Annotated in this window: 14 protein-coding genes, 1 pseudogene and 1 riboswitch; of the genes and pseudogenes, 8 read left to right on the top strand and 7 right to left on the bottom strand. The window is 74.1% G+C overall.

Going from position 1 to position 22,285, the window contains the following annotated elements; genetic code table 11:
- Positions 1-128: 128 nt before the first annotated feature.
- Positions 129-1,280 (bottom strand): N(5)-(carboxyethyl)ornithine synthase, encoded by a 1,152-nt coding sequence (locus CCE01nite_RS19095; protein WP_141372844.1) that lies wholly within the window; start codon positions 1,278-1,280, stop codon positions 129-131.
- Between the two features lie 263 nt (positions 1,281-1,543).
- Positions 1,544-1,725, top strand: a riboswitch (cyclic di-AMP (ydaO/yuaA leader).
- Positions 1,726-1,877: 152 nt separating this feature from the next.
- On the opposite strand from CCE01nite_RS19095, the gene CCE01nite_RS19090 reads away from it, so the two are divergent.
- On the top strand, positions 1,878-2,534 hold the full coding sequence (locus CCE01nite_RS19090) for a C40 family peptidase (RefSeq protein ID WP_307722756.1): 657 nt from the start codon (positions 1,878-1,880) through the stop codon (positions 2,532-2,534).
- Positions 2,535-2,613: 79 nt separating this feature from the next.
- On the opposite strand, the gene CCE01nite_RS19085 is transcribed toward CCE01nite_RS19090, so the two are convergent.
- On the bottom strand, positions 2,614-3,606 hold the full coding sequence (locus CCE01nite_RS19085) for an NAD-dependent epimerase/dehydratase family protein (RefSeq protein WP_141372842.1): 993 nt from the start codon (positions 3,604-3,606) through the stop codon (positions 2,614-2,616).
- Positions 3,607-3,938: 332 nt separating this feature from the next.
- On the opposite strand from CCE01nite_RS19085, the gene CCE01nite_RS19080 reads away from it, so the two are divergent.
- From CCE01nite_RS19080 to CCE01nite_RS19070, 3 genes are all read left to right on the top strand, one after another.
- Positions 3,939-4,538, top strand: coding sequence for a hypothetical protein (locus tag CCE01nite_RS19080; RefSeq protein ID WP_174774717.1), 600 nt, complete (start codon positions 3,939-3,941; stop codon positions 4,536-4,538).
- Between the two features lies 1 nt (position 4,539).
- On the top strand, positions 4,540-6,984 hold the full coding sequence (locus CCE01nite_RS19075; protein ID WP_246056748.1) for a hypothetical protein: 2,445 nt from the start codon (positions 4,540-4,542) through the stop codon (positions 6,982-6,984).
- A gap of 248 nt (positions 6,985-7,232) precedes the next feature.
- Positions 7,233-8,300, top strand: a complete 1,068-nt coding sequence (locus CCE01nite_RS19070; protein ID WP_246056746.1) for a LacI family DNA-binding transcriptional regulator — start codon at positions 7,233-7,235, stop codon at positions 8,298-8,300.
- Positions 8,301-8,379: 79 nt separating this feature from the next.
- Here CCE01nite_RS19070 and CCE01nite_RS19065 read toward each other — a convergent pair whose 3' ends face one another.
- The gene (locus CCE01nite_RS19065; protein ID WP_052103889.1) at positions 8,380-10,956 is read right to left on the bottom strand and encodes a glycoside hydrolase family 32 protein; all 2,577 of its coding nucleotides are present in this window, start codon (positions 10,954-10,956) and stop codon (positions 8,380-8,382) included.
- A 223-nt stretch (positions 10,957-11,179) separates the two neighbouring features.
- Here CCE01nite_RS19065 and CCE01nite_RS19060 point away from each other — a divergent pair, with 223 nt between their 5' ends.
- Entirely contained in the window at positions 11,180-13,414 is a 2,235-nt protein-coding gene (locus tag CCE01nite_RS19060) for a TerD family protein (protein ID WP_034628063.1), read from the top strand.
- A 55-nt stretch (positions 13,415-13,469) separates the two neighbouring features.
- Here the strand turns inward: CCE01nite_RS19060 and CCE01nite_RS19055 are convergent, their stop codons facing one another.
- The 3 genes from CCE01nite_RS19055 to mmsA form a co-directional block, all read right to left on the bottom strand.
- Complete coding sequence (locus CCE01nite_RS19055; RefSeq protein ID WP_034628041.1) at positions 13,470-14,558, bottom strand: substrate-binding domain-containing protein; 1,089 nt, start codon at positions 14,556-14,558, stop codon at positions 13,470-13,472.
- A 149-nt stretch (positions 14,559-14,707) separates the two neighbouring features.
- Positions 14,708-16,069 (bottom strand): sugar ABC transporter permease, encoded by a 1,362-nt coding sequence (locus CCE01nite_RS19050; protein ID WP_084142583.1) that lies wholly within the window; start codon positions 16,067-16,069, stop codon positions 14,708-14,710.
- Positions 16,070-16,095: 26 nt separating this feature from the next.
- Complete coding sequence (gene mmsA, locus CCE01nite_RS19045) at positions 16,096-17,646, bottom strand: multiple monosaccharide ABC transporter ATP-binding protein (RefSeq protein ID WP_034628043.1); 1,551 nt, start codon at positions 17,644-17,646, stop codon at positions 16,096-16,098.
- A 309-nt stretch (positions 17,647-17,955) separates the two neighbouring features.
- Between mmsA and CCE01nite_RS19040 the strand changes: the two genes are divergently transcribed.
- The 3 genes from CCE01nite_RS19040 to CCE01nite_RS19030 all read left to right on the top strand — a co-directional run bounded on the left by CCE01nite_RS19040 (position 17,956) and on the right by CCE01nite_RS19030 (position 21,784).
- Entirely contained in the window at positions 17,956-19,071 is a 1,116-nt protein-coding gene (locus tag CCE01nite_RS19040) for a LacI family DNA-binding transcriptional regulator (RefSeq protein ID WP_246056744.1), read from the top strand.
- Entirely contained in the window at positions 19,068-20,024 is a 957-nt protein-coding gene (locus CCE01nite_RS19035; protein ID WP_052103891.1) for an aldose 1-epimerase, read from the top strand. Before CCE01nite_RS19040 ends, CCE01nite_RS19035 begins: the two co-directional genes overlap by 4 nt.
- Positions 20,025-20,398: 374 nt before the next feature.
- A complete protein-coding gene (locus CCE01nite_RS19030; RefSeq protein ID WP_084142584.1) occupies positions 20,399-21,784 on the top strand; it encodes a glycoside hydrolase family 68 protein in 1,386 nt (461 codons plus the stop codon).
- Positions 21,785-21,924: 140 nt separating this feature from the next.
- Here the strand turns inward: CCE01nite_RS19030 and CCE01nite_RS19025 are convergent.
- A pseudogene (locus CCE01nite_RS19025) lies at positions 21,925-22,285 on the bottom strand (methyl-accepting chemotaxis protein); the annotation flags it as partial.

Here is a 22,285-nt window from a genome sequence, read left to right as displayed (position 1 = left end):
GCCCGCACGCGCGCCCGTGATGCACCGCGCACGCGCCTGGGCACCGGCGGCGCGCGCCGGCCACGGGCGTGCGGCAGCCCGGCCGTCGACCCGACCCGTCCGGAGCGCGCGGACGCCGTCCCAGACGCTCAGAGCGCCGCAGGCACCCGTCCCGCAGCGACCCGCTCGTGCGGGTGCTCGGCGGCCCGGCCCTGGAACGCGAGGACCGCCGGGTTCAGGACCCGGCCGTCGCGCACCTCGATCGCGCGCCGCAGCGTGTCGTCGCGCGACCAGCCGTCCGGCCCCGCCATGACGCCCTCGACGAACGGGAGCAGCGCCTCGCTGATCTCCCACGACGCGGAGCTCCACAGGTACGACGGGCTGTGGTCGACGGCGTAGTAGGAGAGGTGGTCGCCGACCTCGAGGACCGGCTCGCGGAACGACGTCGGCCGCGCCCACTCGAAGCCCATCCCGGCGTCGCACGAGACGTCCACGACGAGGCTGCCGCGCCGGAACGCCGCGAGGTCCTCGGTGCGCAGGTACAGCACGGGGCGCTGCGGGTCCTGCAGCGTGCAGTTCACGACGACGTCGTGCCGGGCGAGGAACTCCGCGACCGGCACCGCCCCGTCCCCGGTGTCCACGTGGCCGTCCGGCTCGAGGTGCACGATCCGCGCCTGGTGGATCGGGGCGCCGACAGCGGCGACGCCCCGGTGCGTGACGACGTCGACGTCGTGCACCCCGTGCGCGAGCAGCGCGGTCACCGCTCCGCGCGCCGTCGCGCCGAAGCCGAGCACGACGGCGGAGAGCCGCCGGCCGTAGTCCCCCGTCACGCCCGCGAGCTGGAGCGCGTGCAGGACCGAGCAGTACCCGGCGAGCTCGTTGTTCTTGTGGAACACGTGCAGGCCGAACCCGCCGTCCGCGGCCCAGTGGTTCATGGCCTCGAACGCGATCAGCGTCAGGCCGTGGTCGATCGCGACCTGCGTGAGCGCAGCGTCCTGGACGCAGTGCGGCCAGCCCCACAGGACCTGGCCGGCGTGCATCGCCTCGAGGTCCTCGACCTGCGGCTTGGGCAGGAGCACGACGTCGGACCCGGCGAGGACCTGTGCGCGCGGCGCGAGCCGGCCGACGAGCAGCGCGAGCTCCGCGTCGGGCACCCCGAGGCTCTCGCCGTACCCCTCCTCGAGCGTGATCCGCGCCCGCAGCCCGGGGTCGATGCGGTCGAGGTGCGCGGGGTGGACCGCGAGCCGTCGCTCGTCCTCCTTGCGTGACGTCGAGACGATGCCCAGGCTCAGCGGACTCACGGTGTGCTCCCTCGTGGGAGCCGCAACGGCTCCGCAGGGCGAGCGTACGCCCGGGTCGGACGAGTGAGGCGCTCGTCACAGTCGACGCGGGCCCGATCAGGCGATCGCGCCGGTTTTACGCGTGCTGGTCCCGATCTCGGGGTGACCCACGTCATCCCATCGGGTGATCGTGCGACCTGGACACGTGTTCACCCGTGACCTTGCCGTGACATATCGCGACCGCCGTGCCTAACATCGTCGCGCCCCACCCTCCTGGGGCGGCCTGAGGTGGATCGCCGAGTCCTGCCACCACCCGCGGTCAGTTCGAGTCTCGCTGGCAGGAGCGGGGGACCCACTTGTGGGCATCCGTGCGGTGTCCTTGGGGTGAAGCCGGTCGAACCTGACCGGCCGGGCGTTCTCCAGCCCGAACCCGACAGCTCACCTCGTAGGCGTCTGGAGAGGTTCTGCATGCCCTCGAGCACGTCTCACGGACGTCGCCGGTCACCCGGACGGCCGACGACTCCCCTCACCGACCTCGCCACGGCCACTAGCGCCGGCATCGCCACGGCGGGTCGCCGCTCGGCGGTCGTCGCGGCCGGATCCGGCCTCATGATCGGCATGGTCGCAGTCCCCGCCTCCGCCGAGGGCAGCAGCGCCGGTGGCGCCTCCCTGGCCGCGGTCGACAGCACCGTCCTGACGGCCTCGGCCCGCGCGCTCCTCGAGACCTCCCCGGTCGTCGCGGCCGCGCCCGACGCGGTGTGGGGCTTCGACGCCCCGACGCTCACCGCCGTCACGCCGCCGCCCCCGCCGCCGGAGCCCGAGCCGGAGCCCGTCGTGGAGACCCGCGCCGCGAGCACCTCGCGCAGCACCGCGCGTGCCGCCGTGGTCGAGGAGGAGGCCCCCGCTGAGGAGGCCGCCGCCACGCAGGTCCCCGCCTCGGCCGTCGGCAACGCGATCGTCGAGATCGCGGCCCGGTACATCGGTGTCCCGTACGTCTCGGGTGGCACGACGCCCGACGGCTTCGACTGCTCGGGCTACACGTCCTACGTGTTCGCGCAGGTCGGCATCACGCTGCCCCGCACGTCGGCCGAGCAGCGCTACGCCGGCACGGTCGTCTCGCGTGCGGACGCCCAGCCCGGTGACCTCATCTGGTCGCCCGGTCACATCTCGATCTACGCGGGCGACGGCATGCAGCTCGACGCGCCCCGCCCGGGCAAGACGATCCAGCTGCGCTCGATCTGGCAGTCGAGCCCGGTCTTCATCCGGGTCGGCTGACCTCAGCCTCCGCACGACGCGAGAGCGCCCACCCCTCCAGGGGGTCGGGCGCTCTCGTCGTTCCGGGGCGGACGCGCCCTCAGTGCACGCGGTACGTCTCGACGAGCCGGTCCATGAGCGCGTCGAGGCGTGCGTCCACGACCTTGCGGGCCGGGTCGGCATCGAACCAGTCGACGATCTCGCGAGCGCCCCGCTCGAAAGGCACGGTCGCGCGGTAGCCGGGGACGACGCTGCGCACCTTGGTGTTGTCGAAGACCATCGAGTGCGCCTTGTCGCCGAGCAGCCCGGCGCCCCACTCGGGGTCGTGCGACGCGATGACGTCCGAGGGCACGTGCACGATGCGGGCCTCGACGCCGGCCGCGGCGGCGAGCGCGTGCGTGATCTGGTCCCATGTGAGGACGTCGTCGGACGTGAGGTGGAACGCCTCGCCGAGCGTGCGCGGGTGGCCGAGCAGCGGCACGAACCCCTGCGCGAAGTCGGTGTGGTGCGTGAGGGTCCACAGCGACGTCCCGTCCCCGTGCACCACGACCTCCTTCCCCTGGCGCATGCGCTTGAGCGCCGTCCAGCCGCCGTCGAGCGGCACGAGCGTGCGGTCGTACGTGTGCGAGGGCCGCACGATCGTCGCCGGGAAGCCGTCCTCGCGGTACGCGCGCACGAGCAGGTCCTCGCACGCGATCTTGTCGCGCGAGTACTGCCAGTGCGGGTTGCGCAGCGGGGTCGACTCGGTCACCGGCAGCCGCGCGGGCGGCGTCTGGTACGCCGAGGCGGAGCTGATGAACACGTACTGCCCGGTGCGCCCGGCGAAGAGCTCGACGTCCGTGCGGACGTGCTCCGGAGTGAATGCGACCCAGTCGACGACGGCGTCGAACTCCCGGTCACCGAGGGCCGCGCGCACGGACTCCGGGTCGCGGACGTCGGCGCGCAGGGTGCGGACGCCGTCGGGCAGCGGGCGCGTCGTGCTCTCACCGCGGTTGAGCACCGTGAGGTCGAGGCCGCGCTCGACGGCGAGGCGCGTGGAGGCGGAGCTGATGATGCCGCTGCCGCCGAGGAACAGGACCGAGAGAGCACTCATGCCCGCACGCTAGCCGGGATGGGCGACGAGTGACGCAGGTCACGGCGGCATAACGATGTCGTCGCTCCGGGGCCCAACTACCTAGTACTGACTGTTCGTCGTATCGGTCCCGCTGCTAGACAGTGGTCGCTCCGCTCCGGTGGGGCGGACCGGCAACGACGCCGGCTGCCCCGCCGGACGGCTGCACGCCCCGCTCGCGCCCCACCACCGCGCACCCACGCACCGCACGCCGCACCCCCACACGCGACCGCACCGGCTCCTCGCCGCGGCCGGCCGCACGGTCCTGCACGCCCCCGCGCGCCCCCGGGCGCTCGCACCACACCGAGGTGGTCATGACACGTCCCCTGCTCGCCGGGTCCGTCCTCGCCGTGCTCGCCGCCGTCCTCGTGCTGCTCAGCGGCGTGCTGGGCCCCGAGACGCAGGCCGTCGCGCTGCTCGGCACCGCGCTCGGCGGTGCGCTGGGACTCGTGGCGGACCGCTCCCCCGCGCAGCGCGCCGGCGCGTTCGCCGCCGGTCTCGCCGCCGCCTGGGTCGGCTACCTGCTGCGCGCCGCCGTGCTGCCCGACGCCCCGAGCGGCCGCGCGGTCGCGGTGCTGCTCGTGGTGCTCGCGTGCACGCTGGTCGCCGCGGGGACCCGCGGGGCGTTGCCGCTGTGGGCGAGCCTGCTCGGCGCGGCGTCGCTGGCGGGCGCGTTCGAGGCCACGTACACGGCGGACCCCTCGGGCGTCGTGACCACGTCACCGACCGCCGCGACCGCCGTCCTGCTCGCCGCGGGCGCGGGCTTCGTCGCGACCTCGCTGCTCGGGGCCACCCTCGCCCGGGACGCCGACCGCACCGCCCCCGCGCCCGCGCCCGACGACGAGGGCGGGCACCGACACACCGCCGACCCCCGCCCGAGCCTGCGCCCCCTCCAGCTCACCGAGGAGTCCTGACGTGCGCCCCACCCTGACCCGCCGCCGTCCCGCAGCGGCCGGCCGCCCCGCCTCCGTGGGCCGCCCGGCGGCCCGCCGCGGCGCCGTCGCCGCCCTCGCCGCGCTGACGGCCCTCCTGGTCGCCAGCCCGTCGCTCGCCGCCGCGCCGTTCGCGGCGGGGACCGACGGCGACGTCGTCGTCACCAACACCGAGACCGTGCAGGCCCGCCTCGACGCCTCCGGGATGGTGCGCGAGGCGCGCGTGTACGAGCAGCTGACGTTCACGGGCAGCGGGTCGGCGCGCATCGAGAACCCGGTGTCCGAGCGCGGCCTGCGCAACCTCGACGGCTTCGGCGCGCTGGCCGTCGACGACGGCGCGCTGCGCACGTCCGTGGACGTCGACGGCGCCGAGCGCGTGCGCACCGTGAGCGACTTCGCCGGCGAGCTGCCGCTCGGGGTCGACGTGACCTACCGGCTGGACGGCGAGACCGTCGCGCCCCGCGAGGTGCTCGGCCGCTCGGGCCTCCTCGAGGTCCGGTACACCGTGACGAACCTGACGGCGCGCGACGACTCCGTGGAGTTCGCCGACGGCACGGGCGGCACCGGCTCCGAGACCGCCGAGACCGTGGTGCCGATGGTCGGCCAGCTCGTCACGACGCTCCCGTCCGGGTTCACCGCGGTGACGTCGGACGAGGCCAACATCTCCGGCGACGGGCGTGGCGGCACGCGGCTGACCTACCAGATGACCCTCTTCCCGCCGATCGGCGCGACGAGCCTCGAGCTCGGCTACACCGCCCGCATCACGCGCGGCGTGGTCCCGCCCGCCACGATCACCGCGCTCCCCGTCTCGCCGCTGACGAGCGCGTCGTTCAAGGGCGGCTCGGCGAGCTACGCGAGCGGCGCCCAGAGCGGCGCGGACCTCGCCGCGGGGGCTCTCGAGCTCGACGCGAACCTGCTGCGCCTGCACGACGGCGCGCAGGAGCTGCTCGGCGGCCTGGTGCAGCTGCGCGACGGGGCGGCGGAGCTGTCCGCTGGCCTGGTGGCCGAGGCCGCGCCGGGCGCGGACACGCTCGCGGCGGGCCTGGACACGGCGCACGACGGCGCGGTCGACCTTGCGGACGGCGCACGACAGCTCGACACGGGCGCGGAGCGGCTGGCCGACGGCGGGGCCCAGCTCGACGCCGGGCTCGCGTCGGCCGGGGCCGCGGTGCCCCAGCTGCTCGGCGGGCTCACGCAGCTCGACGCGGGGCTCGTCCGGGTCGACGCCGGGCTCGCGCAGCTCTCCGGGTCGATCGGGGTGCTGCCGGAGAGCATGAAGCCGCTGCACGACGGGGTCGCCAGCATCCGCGCCGCGGTGGGTGCCGTCGGCGCCCCGAAGACGCTCGTCGGCGGGGTCGACCAGGTGCGCACGGGGCTCGGCGGCGCGGTCACGGGACTCGGCACCGCCCGGGCTGGCGCCGCCGGCGTGTCGACGTTGATGGGCACGGGCGAGGACCTCACCGGCGCCGCCGCCGCGCTGCGCAGCGCCGCAGCGGCCGTGCGCCCCGACCACCCCAGCCAGGCCGACGACCTCGTGGCCCAGGCGCAGGTGGTCGACGCACGGGGCGCGAGCCTCGCACGAGCGAGCGCCACCAACGCCGCGGTCGTCGCCGGCCTCGACAAGGTGCTGACGGGGTTGCAGGGCGCCGGCTCCGGGATCGTCGAGATCGAGTGCGGTCTCGACGCGGCTTCGCTGCCCGTGTGCCCGGCGGGCGGCAGGAGCGTGATGACCGGCCTGGCCCAGCTGGACGGCGGCATCGACCAGGTCGCCGCCGGCGTCGTCGGCAAGGTGCAGGGCGCGGTCGGCTCCCCGGCCGACGGCCCGACCACGCTGCGCGGCGGTGTGGGCGCCGCCCGCGCCGGCGTGGGGCAGCTGGCCACCGGTGGCCGCACGCTCGCCGGCGGCCTCGGCGAGCTCGCGACCGGCGCCTCGACGCTGCGGGGCGGTGCGACGACGCTCGCGCAGGGCACCGACCGCCTCTCCGCCGGTGCGGCCGAGCTGGCCGGCGGCACCCAGCGCCTCGCGTCCGGAGCCGACGAGCTGGCCGCGGGCATCGGACGGGCGGCGGACGGCTCGACCCTCGTGGCGGACGGTCTCGTGTCCGCGGCGGACGGCGCTCCCGCGCTGGTCGACGGCGCGCGGCGGCTGTCGGCCGAGGGCACGTCGCCGCTCGTCGAGCGGGGCAAGGACACCGCGGGCGACTACGGCGTGAAGTACGCCGTGATCGAGGCGGGGGCCGAGCGCACCGCCGCCGAGGGCATGGCCTTCGGAGCGCCGGAGGGCGCCGCCGGGGCGACGGCCTACTCCCTCGAGATCGCCGGAGTCGACGGCACCGGCGCCCGCAACCTCGGGCGGGGCATCGCCGCGGTCGCGCTGTTCGGCATCGGGGCGGTCGTGGCCGGGCTGCTCGGCCGGCGCACCGCCTGACGGACCGCCCGGGCATGCCCCGGGCCCACGACGCGCCCGGCACCGGGATCCCCCCTCCCGGTGCCGGGCGCTCCGGCGTCCCGACGCGGCAGAGCGGGGTCGGGCACGACGTCGAGACCTCCGGCGGCGACCGGGAGCTCCCTACCGCCCCGGCCCCAGCCCCAGCCCGGACCGCCGCTGTCGCACTGTCGTGCTCCGCTGACCTGACAACGTTGTCTAGCGGACCCGCCCGCCGGTACGCTCAGCCCATGACATCGATGTCAGACCCACCCGACGAGACGCTGCACCGGCGGACCCGCGCCACGATGCGCGACGTCGCCGCGCTCGCCGGGGTCGGCATCAAGACCGTCTCGCGCTGGGCCAACGGCGAGAGCGGCGTCTCCCCCGCGACGGCGACGCGCGTCGCGCGGGCCGCGTCGGCTCTGCGGTTCCAGCCCGACCTGGTCGCGGGCAACCTGCGCCGGACCGGCGGACGGTCGATGAGCGTCGGCCTGATCCTGGCGAGCGTCGACAACCCGTTCTGCGCCGCGATCCACCGCGCGGTCGAGGACGTCGCCGGCAGCCGGGGCGTCGCCGTGTTCTCCGCGAGCACCGACGAGGACCCGCGCCGGGAGCGCGCGCTCGTCGCCGCCTTCACCTCGCGCCGCGTCGACGGCCTGATCCTCACCGCGACCGCGAGCGACCACCGCCACCTGCACGCGGCGATCGAGACCGGGACGCCGGTGGTGCTCGTCGACCGCGCACCCGACGGTCTCGCCGCGGACGTCGTCGTGGTCGACAACGTCGAGGGCGCCGCGACCGCGACCGCGCACCTCGTCCGGCGCGGGCACCGGCGCATCGCGCACCTCGGCGACCTGTCCGTGATCGTGACGGCCCGGCAGCGGCACGAGGGCCACCTGCGGGCGCTGCAGACCGCGGGCATCCCGCTCGACGACCGGCTCGTTGTCCCCGGGCTGCGGGGCGTCGACGCGGCGCACGCGGCGACGCGCGAGCTCCTGACCGGGCCCGAGCCGCCGACGGCGCTGTTCACGAGCCAGAACCTCGTCACGATCGGCGCGATCCGCGCGCTGCGCGAGCTCGGCGCCCAGCACACCGTCGCCCTCGTCGGCTTCGACGACTTCGCCCTCGCCGACCTCGTCGACCCCGGGATCACCGTCGTCGCCCAGAACCCCGCCGACATCGGCCGCGCCGCCGCCGAACGCGTCTTCGCCCGCCTCGCCGACCCCGACCTGCCGCCCGAACGCATCGTCCTGCCCACCCGCCTCGTCGAGCGCGGCTCCGGCGAGATCCCCCCACCCGCGGGCGCCGGCGCCTGACCGCCGCTCGACGGCGGGCCCCGGCCGGGCTCCACGCCGTCGCCGGACCTCCCGGCCCGGCGACGGCGCGCGCCGCGGCTCAGCCGAGCGGCCGCACGGTCAGGCTGTGCACCCGCGCCTCGCCGCCCTCGGCGAAGAGCGCGACGCCGTCGCTCGTGAGCGCCGGGAAGACGAGGTCGGTCAGCGCGATCTCCCCGCCGCCGCCGATGACCTCGACCGACGACCGGTCGACGAGCACCCGGATGCGCACGCGCCGGTCGGGGGCCGGCAGCGGCGCCGCGTGCACCCCCGCGAAGGCCTCGTGGAAGTCGACGTCGCCCGACGCCGTGCGGTCGACGAACAGCCGCTCCCGGTGCACGTCGTACCCGACGACGGTCCGCTCGCCGGTGCCGGTGCGCACGTGCAGCCCAACGCGGTCGGCGGTGCCGACCTCGAGCTCCGCGTCGATCGCGAGGACCGTGCCGCGCGCCTGCCGGGGCAGCGCCGTGACGCCCTCCGGGACCACCCGGTCGCGCAGCAGGTACGGCGCGCCGGTCGCGGGCTGCGCGGCGAGCTCCTCGACCGGCTGCTGGGTCAGGCGCAGCTCACCGCCGACGTCGCGCAGCGTGAGCTCGCGCGGGAAGGTCATCGACCCGCGCCACGTCCCGGTCGGCGTCGCGGACGCGTACTCCCAGTTGTTCATCCAGGCGACCGCGATGCGGCGCCCGTCGGGCACGTTCTCGAACGTCAGCGCCGCGTAGAAGTCGGTCCCGTGGTCGAGCCACCGGTAGCGCTCGAGCAGGTTGCGGGCCGGCACGTCCGAGAGCGTGAGCTGGTCGGCGAGCACGTGGCCCCAGCCGCCGCTCACGCTGTCGACGACCCGGAGCTGCGCCTGGCGTCCGGCGAGCTCGCGCACGTCCCACGCGACCCAGTCGAGCGCCTCGCTGTCCTGCCCGGTGGCGGTGCGCACGACGTCGCCGTCGACGACGAGGTTCACCGTCGCCTCGGCAGCCCGCAGCCGGGCCGGCTCGGCGGACGCGACGAACGCGTCGGCCATGATGTGCCCCCAGCCGCCGGTCGCCGCGTCGCGCACCTCGATGCGGGCGCGGCGGCCCTGGAGGTCGGCGAGGTCCCAGCTGACCCAGTCGAGCGTCCCGCTCTCGGAGCCGGAGGCGGTGCGGACGACGGCCCCGTCGACGAGCAGCCGCACCGCGGTGTCGGGCTGCGCACCGCCACCGACGAGGAAGCTGAGCCAGCGCTCGGTGATCGTGAGCTCGGGCGAGGTCAGCGTGCCGGTGCCGGTGTCGGGCGGCACGGAGCAGTCGTCGGGCGTCGCGCTGCGGTACGAGCCGGCGAGCCCCCCGCCGAGGTAGCCGGTCACCCCGACCTGGCACGGGGCGTCGCCGCGGGTCGGGCCGGTGCCGAACGCGTCACCGGTCACCGTCCAGTCGCCGAAGCCGTCGCCCTCGAAGTCGGCGAGCACCGTCCCCTCGGGCGCGGAGCCGTCGCCGGTGCCGGGCCGGCGCGGGTGGTCGCCACCGCCGACGAGCACGTTGACGTAGTCCTCGGTCAGCGTGAACGGCGGCGAGGTCAGCGTGCCCTGCGCCCGGTCCTGGTCGACGAAGCTGTTCGCGAGCCCGGTCCCCCGGAAGCCGGTGACGGCCTGCTGGCCCGGCAGGGTCCCGGTCGCCGGCGCGGTCCCGAAGGCCGTCCCGGTCGCGACCCAGCCCGGCCCGTAGCCGCCGTCGAAGTCGGCGAGCACCGTGCCGGGCGGGTCCTCGTCGCCGGTCACGACGCTCTCCGAGGTGAAGCGCGTGCCGTCGAAGTCGCCCAGGAAGTACTGCGCTCCCGACCCGCCCGCGACGGCCCCGGGGTTGAGGTTGACGACGAGCACCCAGCGCGACTCCCCCGGCCGGCCCTCGACGGGGAGCTCGAACAGGTCGGGCATCTCCCAGACCCCGCCCACGGCGTTGGCCGGGCCGAAGTCGCTCAGGTGGCTCCACGCGAGCAGGTCGTCGGACCGGTAGAACGCGATCTCGCGGTCGACCGCCATCGCGACGGCCATGACCCAGTACCCGCCCTCCTCGAACCACAGGACGCGGGGGTCCCGGAACTCGCGCGACCCGAGGTCGAGCACCGGGTTCCCGGCGTGCTTGGTCCAGGTCTCGCCGCGGTCGGTGCTGTACGCGACGGACTGCGCCTGGATCCCGGTGACCGGGTCCCAGCTCGTGTAGAGCGCGACCATCGCGGGCTCCTCGGGCGTGCCCCAGCCGCTCGTGCCCCGGCTGTCGACGACGACCGAGCCCGAGAAGATGTGCTCGCGCTCGGACCACGGGATCGCGACGGGGCGCTCCTCCCAGTGCACGAGGTCGGTGCTCACGGCGTGACCCCAGGACATGTGGCCCCACTGCGTGCCCTCGGGGTTGTGCTGGAAGAACAGGTGGTACTCGCCGTCGTACCAGACGGGCCCGTTCGGGTCGTTGACCCAGTTCTGCTGCGGCGCGAAGTGCAGCTCCGGGCGGAACCGGTCGGTCACGGCGGCGTACCGGGCCGGGGCGGCGGAGGCCGACGCCGACGAGCCGGCTGGGGACGGGCCGGAGGCGGCGGACGCCGGGAGCGGTACGGCGGACGTCAGCGCGATGACCCCGCAGAGCAGGCGGAGCGTGCGTCTTCCCATGAGATCTCCTCGTCGAGACAGGGGCGCGGGCCGCGGGATGGTGAGGCCCGCGGGCGCAGCGCGGTCTGACAACGTTGTCAGACCGGGACGATTCTCAGCCCGCCGGACAACGTTGTCAACGCCAGGCCACCCTGCGTGCAGCGGTATCGGTGCAGATCAGGGCACCCCGGACGGCTCGAAGTTCACCCGGGGCCCACCCCGCGCCGTCCCTAGGATGCCGACCATGGACGACGTGGTTCTCAGCAAGGGCGCCAACACCGCGCTGCCGGACGGCACGACGGGGCTCCAGGTCGTCGTCACGTGGGACGACCCCGACGGGTCAGTCGACGTGGACGCGGCGGCGCTGCTCCTCGACGCCGGCGGGCGGGTCCGGACCGACGAGGACTTCGTCTTCTACAACCAGCCTGCCTCGACCGACGGCTCCGTCCGCCACCTCGGGCGCTCGAGCACCGACGCCGGCGCGCACGAGCTCCTCGCCCTGGACCTGGCGACCGTGCCCGACGACGTGCACACCCTCGCGGTCGTCGCGAGCCTCGCCGACGGGACGTTCGGCCGGCTCGACGGGCTGCGGATGCTCGTGCTCGACGCCGTGGGTGCCCACCTCGCGCGCTACGACATCGTCGGCGCGACGACCGAGACCGCCTTCCTGTTCGGCGAGGTCTACCGCCGGTCCGGGGAGTGGAAGGTGCGTGCCGTCGGCCAGGGCTGGGACACCGGGCTCGCCGGCATCGCGAGCGACTTCGGCGTGACGGTCGACGACAGCGACGACGACCACGCCGACGCCGCCACGCGGCCACCCGCGGAGGCGGAGCAGCCGGCAGAGCCGACGACGCCCGCCGTGCCGGCCGGCGACGACGCCGCCCCGGGGACCGTCGACCGACCCGAGACCGTCGACGAGGTCGACCCGTCGCGCACCGACCCGCCCGCGGCCGACGCCGACGAGCTCGTGGAGGTCGTCGAGTCGGCGTCCGAGCCGCCCGAGATCGGTGCGGTCGTCGAGCTCTCGCGACCCGTCGCCTCGCTCACCGCCGTGCCGACGCCGGCCCCGAGCAACGCGCCACGGCGCCGCACCGCAGGCGTGCGCACGGCCAAGCGGTCGGTCGCGGTCGTCACCCCGCCCCGCCTCCGGCTGGCGGTCGAGGACACGTGGACGCCGGCGAGGCTGTTCTCGATCTCGGGCGTGGGCACCGCCGACGAGCAGGAGAAGCGCACGACGTCGGCGCTGCTCGCCACGGTCATGGGCGTGCCGGCGTTCGCCCGGGCGCTCACCGCGCGGTTCGGCGCGCCCGCCGGGACGGTCGAGGCGTACCTCGAGGTGCAGTTCCGGCTCGGCGAGACGACGGTCATCCCGGACGGGGTCCTGAGGGTCTCGCGCGGCACCCGGCTCTGGACCGGTCTCGTCGAGGTCAAGACCGGCAGCGGCCAGCTCGCTCGGGAGCAGGTCGAGCACTACCTCGACGTGGCGCGCCAGGAGGGCTACGACGCCCTGATCACGCTGTCGAACGAGATCGCGCCGCAGGCCGGCGAGCACCCGGTCACCGTGGACCGGCGCAAGCTCCGGAAGACGGCCCTGCTGCACCTGTCGTGGGCCGAGGTGCTGCACGAGGCGAAGGTCACGCTGCACCACCGCGGCGTCGCGGACCAGCTGCAGGCATGGCTGCTCCACGAGCTGATCCGCTACCTCGAGCACCCCCGCTCGGGGGCGGCGTCGTTCGACGACATGGGCCCGTCGTGGGTGCCCGTGCGCGAGTCGGTCCACGCGGGGACGCTGCGGCCGACGGACCGGAAGGTCCCCGCGGTCGCCGACTCCTGGACCCGGCTCGTCCGCCAGCTCTGCCTGCGGCTCAGCTCCGACCTCGGCGTCACGGTCACGCACGCGCTCCCCCGGCGCCTCGCCACCGACTCGGCGGCACGGATCCAGGCGATCGTCGCGCAGCTCTCGGCCACCGGCGAGCTCGAGGCGGTGCTCAAGGTCCCGCTCGCCGCGGGCCCGCTCACCGTGACGGCCGACCTTCGGACGAGCCAGGTCAAGGTCGCCGTCGCGCTCGCGGCTCCCCAGGAGGGGACCGGGCCGCGGCGCATCGCCTGGCTGCTGCGCCAGCTCCGCGACGCACCCGACGCGCTCCTCGTCGAGGCGGTCTTCACGGGCCGGTCGGACAGCGCGTGCGAGCGGCTGGTGGACGTCCGCGCCGACGCCTCGGTGCTGCTGCCCGACCGCAGCGCCGAGATCTCGGCGTTCCGGCTCACGCTCAGCAGCCCGATGGGCACCAAGCGGTCCGGCGTCCGGGGCGCGTTCGTCCCGAGCGTCACGAGCGCGGTCGAGGCGTTCTACAGCACCGTCGTCCAGCCCCTGAAGCCGTGGGTCCCCGCTGCTCCGCGGCTCCCCGAGGACGTCCGGTCCGAGGCCCTCGCCGACCAGGCGGAGGACCTCGCCGAGCTGGCCCAGGACGCCGGGTGACGGACGAGCCCCGCCCCCCAACGGGTGGGGGCGGGGCTCGTCGACCGGGTGCGCGTTACTTCAGCAGCGCGAGGCGCGCCTCGTCGTCCGCGAAGACCTCCTGCGCGTTCTCCTTCGTCACGACGACCGGGTCGAGCTGGTAGACGTTGACGTCGGTCTTGCCGTTGTCGACCATCTCGTCGGCGTCGGGCATCTCCTCGCCGGCCTGGAGCGCCTGGATGAGCTCGACCGTCTTGCCGACCAGGTCGGTCGTCGGCTTCGCGACGGTCGACCACTGCTCGTCCTTCCAGATCGAGACGATCGACTCGTTCTCGGCGTCGAGGCCGGTCACGACCGGCAGGGGCTGGCCCGCCTGCTGCGCGGACGTGAGGATGGCGCGCGCGATGCCGTCGTTGGGCGAGAGCACCCCGTCGACCTCGGAGCCGCTGTAGAAGCCCGAGAGCAGCGAGTCCATGCGGGCCTGCGCCTTGGCGTTGTCCCAGTCGGGCGTCGCCGCCTGCGTGAAGTCGGTCTGACCGGAGCCGACGACGAGCGTGCCGTCGTCGATCTTCGGCTGCAGCACCGACATCGCGCCCTCGAAGAAGTTCGGGGCATTCGGGTCGGCCGGGCCGCCGCCGAACAGCTCGATCGAGTACGGGGGCTCCCCGGCGCGGGCGGCGAGCCCGTCGAGCAGGGACTGGCCCTGGAGCTCGCCGGTGCGGATGCTGCCGAACTGGACGACGCCGTCGACGGCCTCGGTGTTCTCGATGAGGCGGTCGTAGCCGATCACCGCGATGCCGGCGTCGGCCGCGCGCTCGAGCACGCTCCCGAGCTGGGTGCCGTCCACGGGGCCGACGACGATGACCTCGGCGCCGCGCTCGATCATCGCCTCGATCTGCTGCTGCTGCTGCGTGACCTTGTTGTCGGCGGCCTGGACGAGCGGCTCGAAGCCCGCCTGGGTCAGCTGCTCGGTGAACAACGTCTCGGCCTCCTTCCAGTTCTGGGTGCCGAGCCACGGCAGCGAGACGCCGATGACGGCGTCCTCGGCGAAGCCCGCGGCCTCCTCGCCGCCGGCGGCCGTGCCCTCGCGGCCGCCGCCGCACGCGCTGAGCACCAGCACGGAGGCCGTGGCCAGCGCCACCAGGTTCAGGGATGTCTTCTTCATCGGAGAGCTCCTTCTCATGGGCGACGCTCGTCGCCTGGGGGATGCCTGCGGGCGTGACGGCCCGCAGGCCGGGGTGCGTACGGCCTGGGTGGTCGTGCGGGGTGGTCGTGCGGGGTGGTCGTGCGGGGTGCGGAGGTCGGGCGGGCAGGTCAGGCGGGACCCCGGGTCCGGACGGGTGCGGCGGGCTCCGTACCCGACGCGGGCGCGGACGCGTCGCCCGTGCCGAGGTCCGGCATGACCGGCCCGACGCCGGCGGGCTCCGCCGGGCCGGTCGGCGCCTCCGGCAGCGACGGCCCGGGCGCGTTCTTCTTCCCGAAGAGCAGGCCGGTGATGGACGGGCGGCCCTGCTCCTTGTTGTAGACGTCGAACGCGACGGCGGCGAGGAGCACGAGGCCCTTGATGACCTGCGTGCGGTCGGCCCCGACGCCCATGAGCATGAGGCCGCTGTTGAGGACGGCCATGACGAGGCCGCCGACCATCGACGCGAGCACGGTGCCGATGCCGCCCGAGACCGCCGCGCCGCCGATGAACACTGCCGCGATCGCGTCGAGCTCCCACGCGGTGCCGTCGGAGGGTCCGGCCGAGGTCGCACGCCCGACGAACATGATCCCGGCGAGCGCCGCGAGGAACGACATGTTCGTCATGACGAGGAAGTACGTGCGCTTGGTGTTGACCCCGGAGAGGGCCGCCGCCGCGCGGTTGCCGCCGACCGCGTAGATGTGGCGGCCGAACGTCGTCCGCTGCGTGATGGTGTGGTAGACGATCACGAGCGCCACGAGGATGAGCCCGGGCACCGGGAACGACGTGCCGGGGCGCCCGCTGCCGAACAGCCAGGTGACGTACCCGATGACCGCGGCGACGAGCACGACCCGGATGAGCACGGGCCACAGCGGGACCGACTCCTCCTCGCCCGAGGCGACGAGCCGGCGGTGCTTGCGCAACTCGCCCCACGCGAACGCGGCGATCCCGAGCAGGCCCAGCAGCAGCGTCGAGTTGTTCATCTGCGTGAACGCGGGGCCCCACTCGGGCAGGTAGCCGGAGCCGAGCACGCGCAGCTCGTCGGGCACGGGGACACTGATCGACTGGCTCATCCAGATCACGACGCCGCGGAAGATCATCATCCCGGCGAGGGTCGTGATGAACCCCGGGATCCCGATCTTCGCGAGCCAGAACCCGTGCCACATGCCGATCAGCACGCCGCAGGCGAGCCCGAGCAGCGTCGCGGCCCACCACGGGATGCCCCAGTCGCGGGACGTGAGGGCGACGACCATCCCGACGACGCCCGCGACCGACCCGACCGACAGGTCGATCTGGCCGATCACGATGACCATGACCATCCCGATCGCGAGGATGAGCACGTAGGCGTTCCCCGAAAGCAGGTTCTGGAAGTTGGACGGGGTGAGCATGCGCCCGTCGGACGCGATGTTGAAGCCGACGAGCAGCGCGATGAGCGCGAAGACCATCGTGAACTGGCGGTAGTCCCCGCCGAGGACCTGCTTGAGTGACGTCATCGAGGTTCTCTCGTCTGTCCGGGCCGTCAGCGCGCAGGCGCCGAGGACGTGGTGGTCATCATCCGCATGAGCTGCTCCTGGTCGGCCTCGCGCGCGTCCACCACGCCCGTGACCCGGCCCTCGCAGATGGTGTAGATCCGGTCGCTGAGCCCGAGGAGCTCGGGCAGCTCGGAGGAGATCAGGACGACGGCCTTGCCCTCGTCGGCGAGCGACTGGATCAGCCGGTAGATCTCGTACTTGGCGCCGACGTCGATGCCGCGCGTCGGCTCGTCGAGGATCAGCACGTCGGGGTCGGGGAACATCCACTTGGCCAGCACGACCTTCTGCTGGTTGCCCCCGGACAGGGTCGTGACTCCGGCGTCGACCGTCGAGGTCTTGATCCGCAGGGACTTGCGGTAGCGCTCGGCGACCGCCCGCTCCTTGTCGAAGTCGAGCAGCCCGCGCCGGACGATCGCCCGCAGGTTCGCGGAGATCGTCGTGCGCTTGATGGTGTCGAGCAGGTTGAGCCCGAGGTTCTTGCGGTCCTCGGGCACGTAGGCCAGGCCCTGCCGGATCGCGGACGCGACGGTCGGCGCCTGGACCTCGCGGCCCCGGAGCAGCAGCTGCCCGGAGAGGAACGTGCCGTAGCTGCGGCCGAAGATCGAGCGCGCGAGCTCGGTGCGGCCCGCGCCCATGAGGCCCGCGAAGCCGACGATCTCCCCGGCCCGGACGTGGAAGGCCGAGTCCTTGCAGATGAGGCGGCCGGGCACCGCGGGGTGCTCGACGTTCCAGCCCCGCACCTCGAGCACGGTCTCCCCGATCGTCGGGGTGTGCTCGGGGTAGCGGTTCTCGATCGACCGCCCGACCATCGCGCGGATGATGCGGTCCTCGTCGACGTGTCCGGCCTCGACCTCGTAGGTCTCGACCGTGCGGCCGTCGCGAATCACGGTCACGGCGTCCGCGACCGCGGCGATCTCGTTGAGCTTGTGCGAGATCATGATCGAGGTGATCCCGCGGGCCTTGAGGCCGCGCATGAGCTCGAGCAGGTTCGCCGAGTCGTCCTCGTTGAGCGCCGAGGTGGGCTCGTCGAGGATCAGCAGCCGGACGTCCTTGGACAGCGCCTTGGCGATCTCGACGAGCTGCTGCTGGCCGACGCCGAGGTTCTTGATCGCGGTCTTCGGGTCGACCGAGAGGCCCACCCGTGCGAGCAGGTCGAGCGTGCGGCGCCGCGCGGCGTCCCAGTCGATGAGCCCGCGGCTGACGATCTCGTTGCCGAGGAAGATGTTCTCGACGATCGACAGCTCGGGGATGAGCGCGAGCTCCTGGTGGATGATCACGATGCCCGCGTGCTCGGAGGACTTGATGCCCGTGAACGCGACCTCCTCGCCCTGGAAGACGACCTGGCCGCCGTAGGTCCCGTGCGGGTACACCCCGGACAGGATCTTCATGAGGGTCGACTTGCCGGCGCCGTTCTCCCCGCAGATCGCGTGGATGTCGCCGACGCGGACCTGCATGGTCACGTCGTCGAGCGCCCGGACCCCGGGGAACTCCTTGGTGATGTGCCGCATCTCGAGGATGACGCGTGCGTCGCCGTCCATCGTGGCCTCCCGGGCGCCGTGCGGTCGGGGCGACGGGGTGGGTCCCGCTCGCCTGGTGTGGTCGGCGCCGTGGCGCTGACAACGTTGTCTGGGCCTTTGTACCCGCCGCTTCTCGGGCAAGTCAAGGCGTTCTGCCCCTTCGGGAGGTCACGAGTAGACAACGTTGTCTCCCGCCTCCCGTGCGTCGGCCGCCTCGTCGCGCGCCGCCGCCGCCGCCCGGGTGGGGCGTCCGTCCAGGTCAGCCGCAGGTCCCCCGGTCGGCCGCAGCCCCACGGGGCGCGCGAGGCCGAGGCGATAGGGTCACGTGCCATGACACGGACGTCCGGGAGCGCGAGCGGTCCGGTCGCGCACCGCCCCCGAGCCACGATGAAGGACGTCGCCGCGCTCGCGGGCGTGGGGATCAAGACCGTCTCGCGCGTCGTCAACGGCGAGCCCGGCGTCTCCGCAGCAATGGCCGAGCGCGTCGAGCGCGCCGCGGAGGCGCTGAGCTTCCAGCCGGACCTCATCGCGGGCAACCTGCGCCGCTCGGGCCGGCGGTCCATGAGCCTCGGGCTGCTGCTCGCGAGCGTCGACAACCCGTTCTGTGCCGCGATCCACCGGGCCGTCGAGGACGTCGCCGAGGAGCGCCGCGTCGCGGTCTTCTCCGCGAGCACCGACGAGGACCCCCGCCGCGAGCGCGCGCTCGTCGCCGCCTTCACCTCACGACGGGTCGACGGGCTCATCATCACCGCGACCGCCGGCGACCAGACGTACCTGCGCGCCGAGCTCGAGACCGGCACGCCCGTCGTCATGGTCGACCGCCCGCCCGTCGGCATCGACGTCGACAGCGTCGTGGTCGACAACGTCGCCGGCGCCGAGGTCGCGACCGCCCACCTGCTGGCGCACGGCCACCGCCGGATCGCCTTCCTCGGGGACCTCGGGCAGATCGCCACGGCCCGCCAGCGCCACGAGGGCTACCGCCGGGCGCTGCACGCCGCGGGGGTCGCGGCCGACGAGCGGCTCGAGATCGGCGACCTGCACGACGCGGACGCCGCGCTCACCGCCACGCGTGAGCTGCTGAGCGCCCCCGAGCCGCCGACCGCGCTGTTCACGAGCCAGAACCTCGTCACCATCGGCGCGATCCGCGCGCTGCGCGAGCTGGGCGCCCAGCACACCGTCGCCCTCGTCGGCTTCGACGACTTCGCCCTCGCCGACCTCGTCGAACCGGGCGTCACCGTCGTCGCCCAGAGCCCGGCCGACATCGGGCGCGCCGCCGCCGAACGCGTCTTCGCGCGCCTCGCCGACCCCGACCTGCCGCCCGAACGCATCGTCCTGCCCACCCGCCTCGTCGAGCGCGGCTCCGGCGAGATCGCCCCACCCGCCGACGCCGCCGCCGGGCGCCCGGCCCGTACGCTCGAGACAGTCGACACGGGGAGCCGGGGATGACCCAGACCGAGGTCCTGCGCGCAGGGGACGCCGAGCTGCACGTGGCCCTGCTCGGCGCGACGCCGCTGCGGTGGCTCGTCCCGCACGGCGGCGCACCGTGGGACCTGCTCGACGGGTACCGGGACGACGCCGAGCTCGAGGACCAGAACGGGGTCCGCAACGGGATCATGGCGCCGTTCTGCAACCGGGTCGCCGATGCGCGCTACTCGTTCGACGGCGCCGAGCACGACCTCGCGCCCGGCGCGACGGACCGCACGGTCTACCACGGGCTCGTGCGCACGCTGCCGTTCGAGGTCGTCGAGCGCACCGACGCGGCCCGGACCGGCGTCGACACCGGCGACGAGCGTGCCTCGCTGCGACTGCGCTGCACGGCGCTCGCGGACTCCCCTGCCGTCGGCTACCCGTTCGCCGTGGTCGTCGAGGTCACGTACACGCTCGGGCCGCGCACGCTCGCGGTCGAGATCACGGGGCACAACGTCGGCGACGTCGCCGCGCCGTACGCGAGCGGCTGGCACCCGTACTTCCGGCTGCCGGGCACGGCCCGGGTCGACGACCTCGACCTCGACGTCCCCGCGTCGGTCGGGGTGCGCACCGACGACGCGCTCCTCCCGCTCCCGGGCGCCGACGCGTTCGCGGACGTCGACGCGCCCGCGTGGCACCCGCTCGGCGACGCCGTGCTCGACGCGGCGTTCGGCGGGCTCGACCCGGCGCTCCCGACGGTCGTGCGGGACCCGGCGGGCACCCGCCTCGTGCTGCGGCAGGACCGCGGCCTGGTGCACGTGTTCACGGGCGACACGCTGGGCCGTGACCGGCGCGCGTCGCTCGCCGTCGAGCCCGTCGAGGTCATGACCGACGCGTTCAACCGGCCCGACCAGGCCGCGGCGATCCGCCTCGAGCCCGGTGAGCGGCGCTCGTTCGGCTTCGTCGTCGAGCTCGAGCCGGTCCCCGCGTAGGCGGTCGCGGCCACCCCCGGCCGTGCCCGAAAAGGCACCTGGGCGACGGTCCAGGACGAGCGTGCAGGTCAGCGCCGGGACGCCCCCAGGGAGGCCGCCGCACCTTCGCGTGAGAACGCGGTGAGAGTCGATCCGCGCCCTTGTCGCACCCCGGACGCGGGTGTTAGGTGGGTCACATCCGGTCGTTCGCGACCGCCTGACAGGGGGACGAGGACACCACTCCTCCACCGCGCCGTGACGTCCGGCGCCGACCAATCCGCATCATGCCCGCCGACATCGTCGTCGACGGGCGCGATCGTCACGGCACGCACACGCACCCGGGCGCCAGCCCCCTCCTGCGCGCGCCGCCACGGTCCTGTCCCACGGGAGACCACATGAACCGCACGATCCGGCGCGCCCTCTACGGGGCGCTCGCAGGCACACTCGTCGTCGCCGCACAGCTACCCGCAGGTGCGCTCGAGAGGCCACGACCCTCCGGCGAGGGCGTCACGATCAACGCCGTGTACGACCCGACGGCGAACTACACCGCGAACTGGACCCGGGCCCAGGCGCTGAAGATCCAGTCCAACGCGTCGAACACGACTCCGCGGATCCCCGAGGAGTTCCCGATCATGACCGACGAGGTCTGGGTCTGGGACACCTGGCCGCTCAGCGACCTCGACATGAACCCGGTCTCCTACGGCGGGTGGAACGTCATCTTCTCGCTCGTCGCACCCCGCGACATCTTCTTCGGCGACCGGCACTGGCAGGCCCGGATCGGGTACTTCTACTCCGACGACGCCCAGAACTGGACCTACGGCGGGCTCGTCTTCCCCGAGGGGTCCTCGTTCGGCTCGCGTGAGTGGGCAGGCTCGACCGTCGTCAACGACGACGGGACGGTCGACGCCTTCTACACGGCCTCAGGCCGCGACAACCCCACCGAGATCGACCCGACCGACGCGCTCCAGCGCCTCGCGCACACGCAGGGCCGCATCCACGCGGACGACGAGGGCGTGTGGTTCACGGGCTTCGAGGACCACCAGATCATCGCCGAGGCCGAAGGCCGGCTCTACCAGACCCTCGAGCAGTCGCAGGCGGTCCCCGACGCGATCATCTACGCGTTCCGCGACCCGTTCGTGTTCCGTGACCCCACCGACCACAACGTCTACATCCTCTTCGAGGGCAACAACCCGGGCAACGCAGGCACCCACACGTGCGACCGCCGCGAGATCGGCCGGGTGCCCGCCGGGCACGTGATCCCGCCGAGGACCAACCTCTACACCGGAAACATCGGGCTGATGAGGCTGACCGGCTACGAGCGTGACATGAACGAGTGGGAGCTCCTCCCGCCGGTCCTGTCCGCCGAGTGCACCAACCAGCAGACCGAGCGCCCGCACCTCGTCGTGCACGACGGCGACTACTACCTGTGGACGATCAGCCACCAGTTCACGTTCGCCCCGGGACTGTCCGGCCCCGACGGCCTCTACGGCTTCGTCGGCCCCGGCCTGCGCAGCAACTACCGCCCGCTCAACGAGAGCGCGCTCGTGCTCGGCAACCCGGCCGACGCACCGCTGCAGAACTACTCGCACTTCGTGATGCCGAACTTCCTCGTGGAGAGCTTCATCGACACGATCCCGCGCGCCGGCGGCGGGGACCCCGTCTACGGCGGAACGCTCGCGCCGACGCTCCAGCTCGAGGTCGAGGGCACGCACACCGAGCTCACGGGGGTCCTCCCCTACGGCTACATCCCGGCCCTGCGGGAGGCGGGCGAGTCCTGGTGACCCGCACCTGACCGCAGCACCCGCAGCACCCGCACGCACGGGACCCCCGGTCGACGACCGGGGGTCCCGTGGTGCCTGCGCCTGCAGCCCGTCACCCGACGGTGCGTGCGCCCGGCACCCGACGGTGTGCGCGGTGGACCTCAGGCCGTGAAGCGCCCGACGAGCGTCTTGAGCTCGGTCGACATGGTCGCGAGCTCGGACACCGCCTGCTGCGACTCCGCGGCGCCCTGCGTGGTGAGCTGCGCGGCGCCGGCGACGGCCGCGATGTTCGCGGCGATCTCCCCCGAGCCCGTCGCGGCCTCGGCGACGCTGCGACTGATCTCGGACGTCGTCGCGGTCTGCTCCTCGACCGCCGAGGCGATCGTCATCTGGAAGTCGTTGATCGAAGCGATGACCTGCGAGATGCGGTCGATGGCCGTCACGGCGCCGAGCGTGTCCTCCTGGATGCCCTCGACGCGCCGCGCGATGTCCTCGGTCGCCCGCGCGGTCTCCTGCGCGAGC

The sequence above is a fragment of the Cellulomonas cellasea genome (genome assembly GCF_006538745.1).
In the GTDB taxonomy this organism is placed as follows: domain Bacteria; phylum Actinomycetota; class Actinomycetes; order Actinomycetales; family Cellulomonadaceae; genus Cellulomonas_A; species Cellulomonas_A cellasea.
Note: the sequence above shows the minus strand (reverse complement) of the source record. Positions and strands in the feature narration are given on the sequence as shown.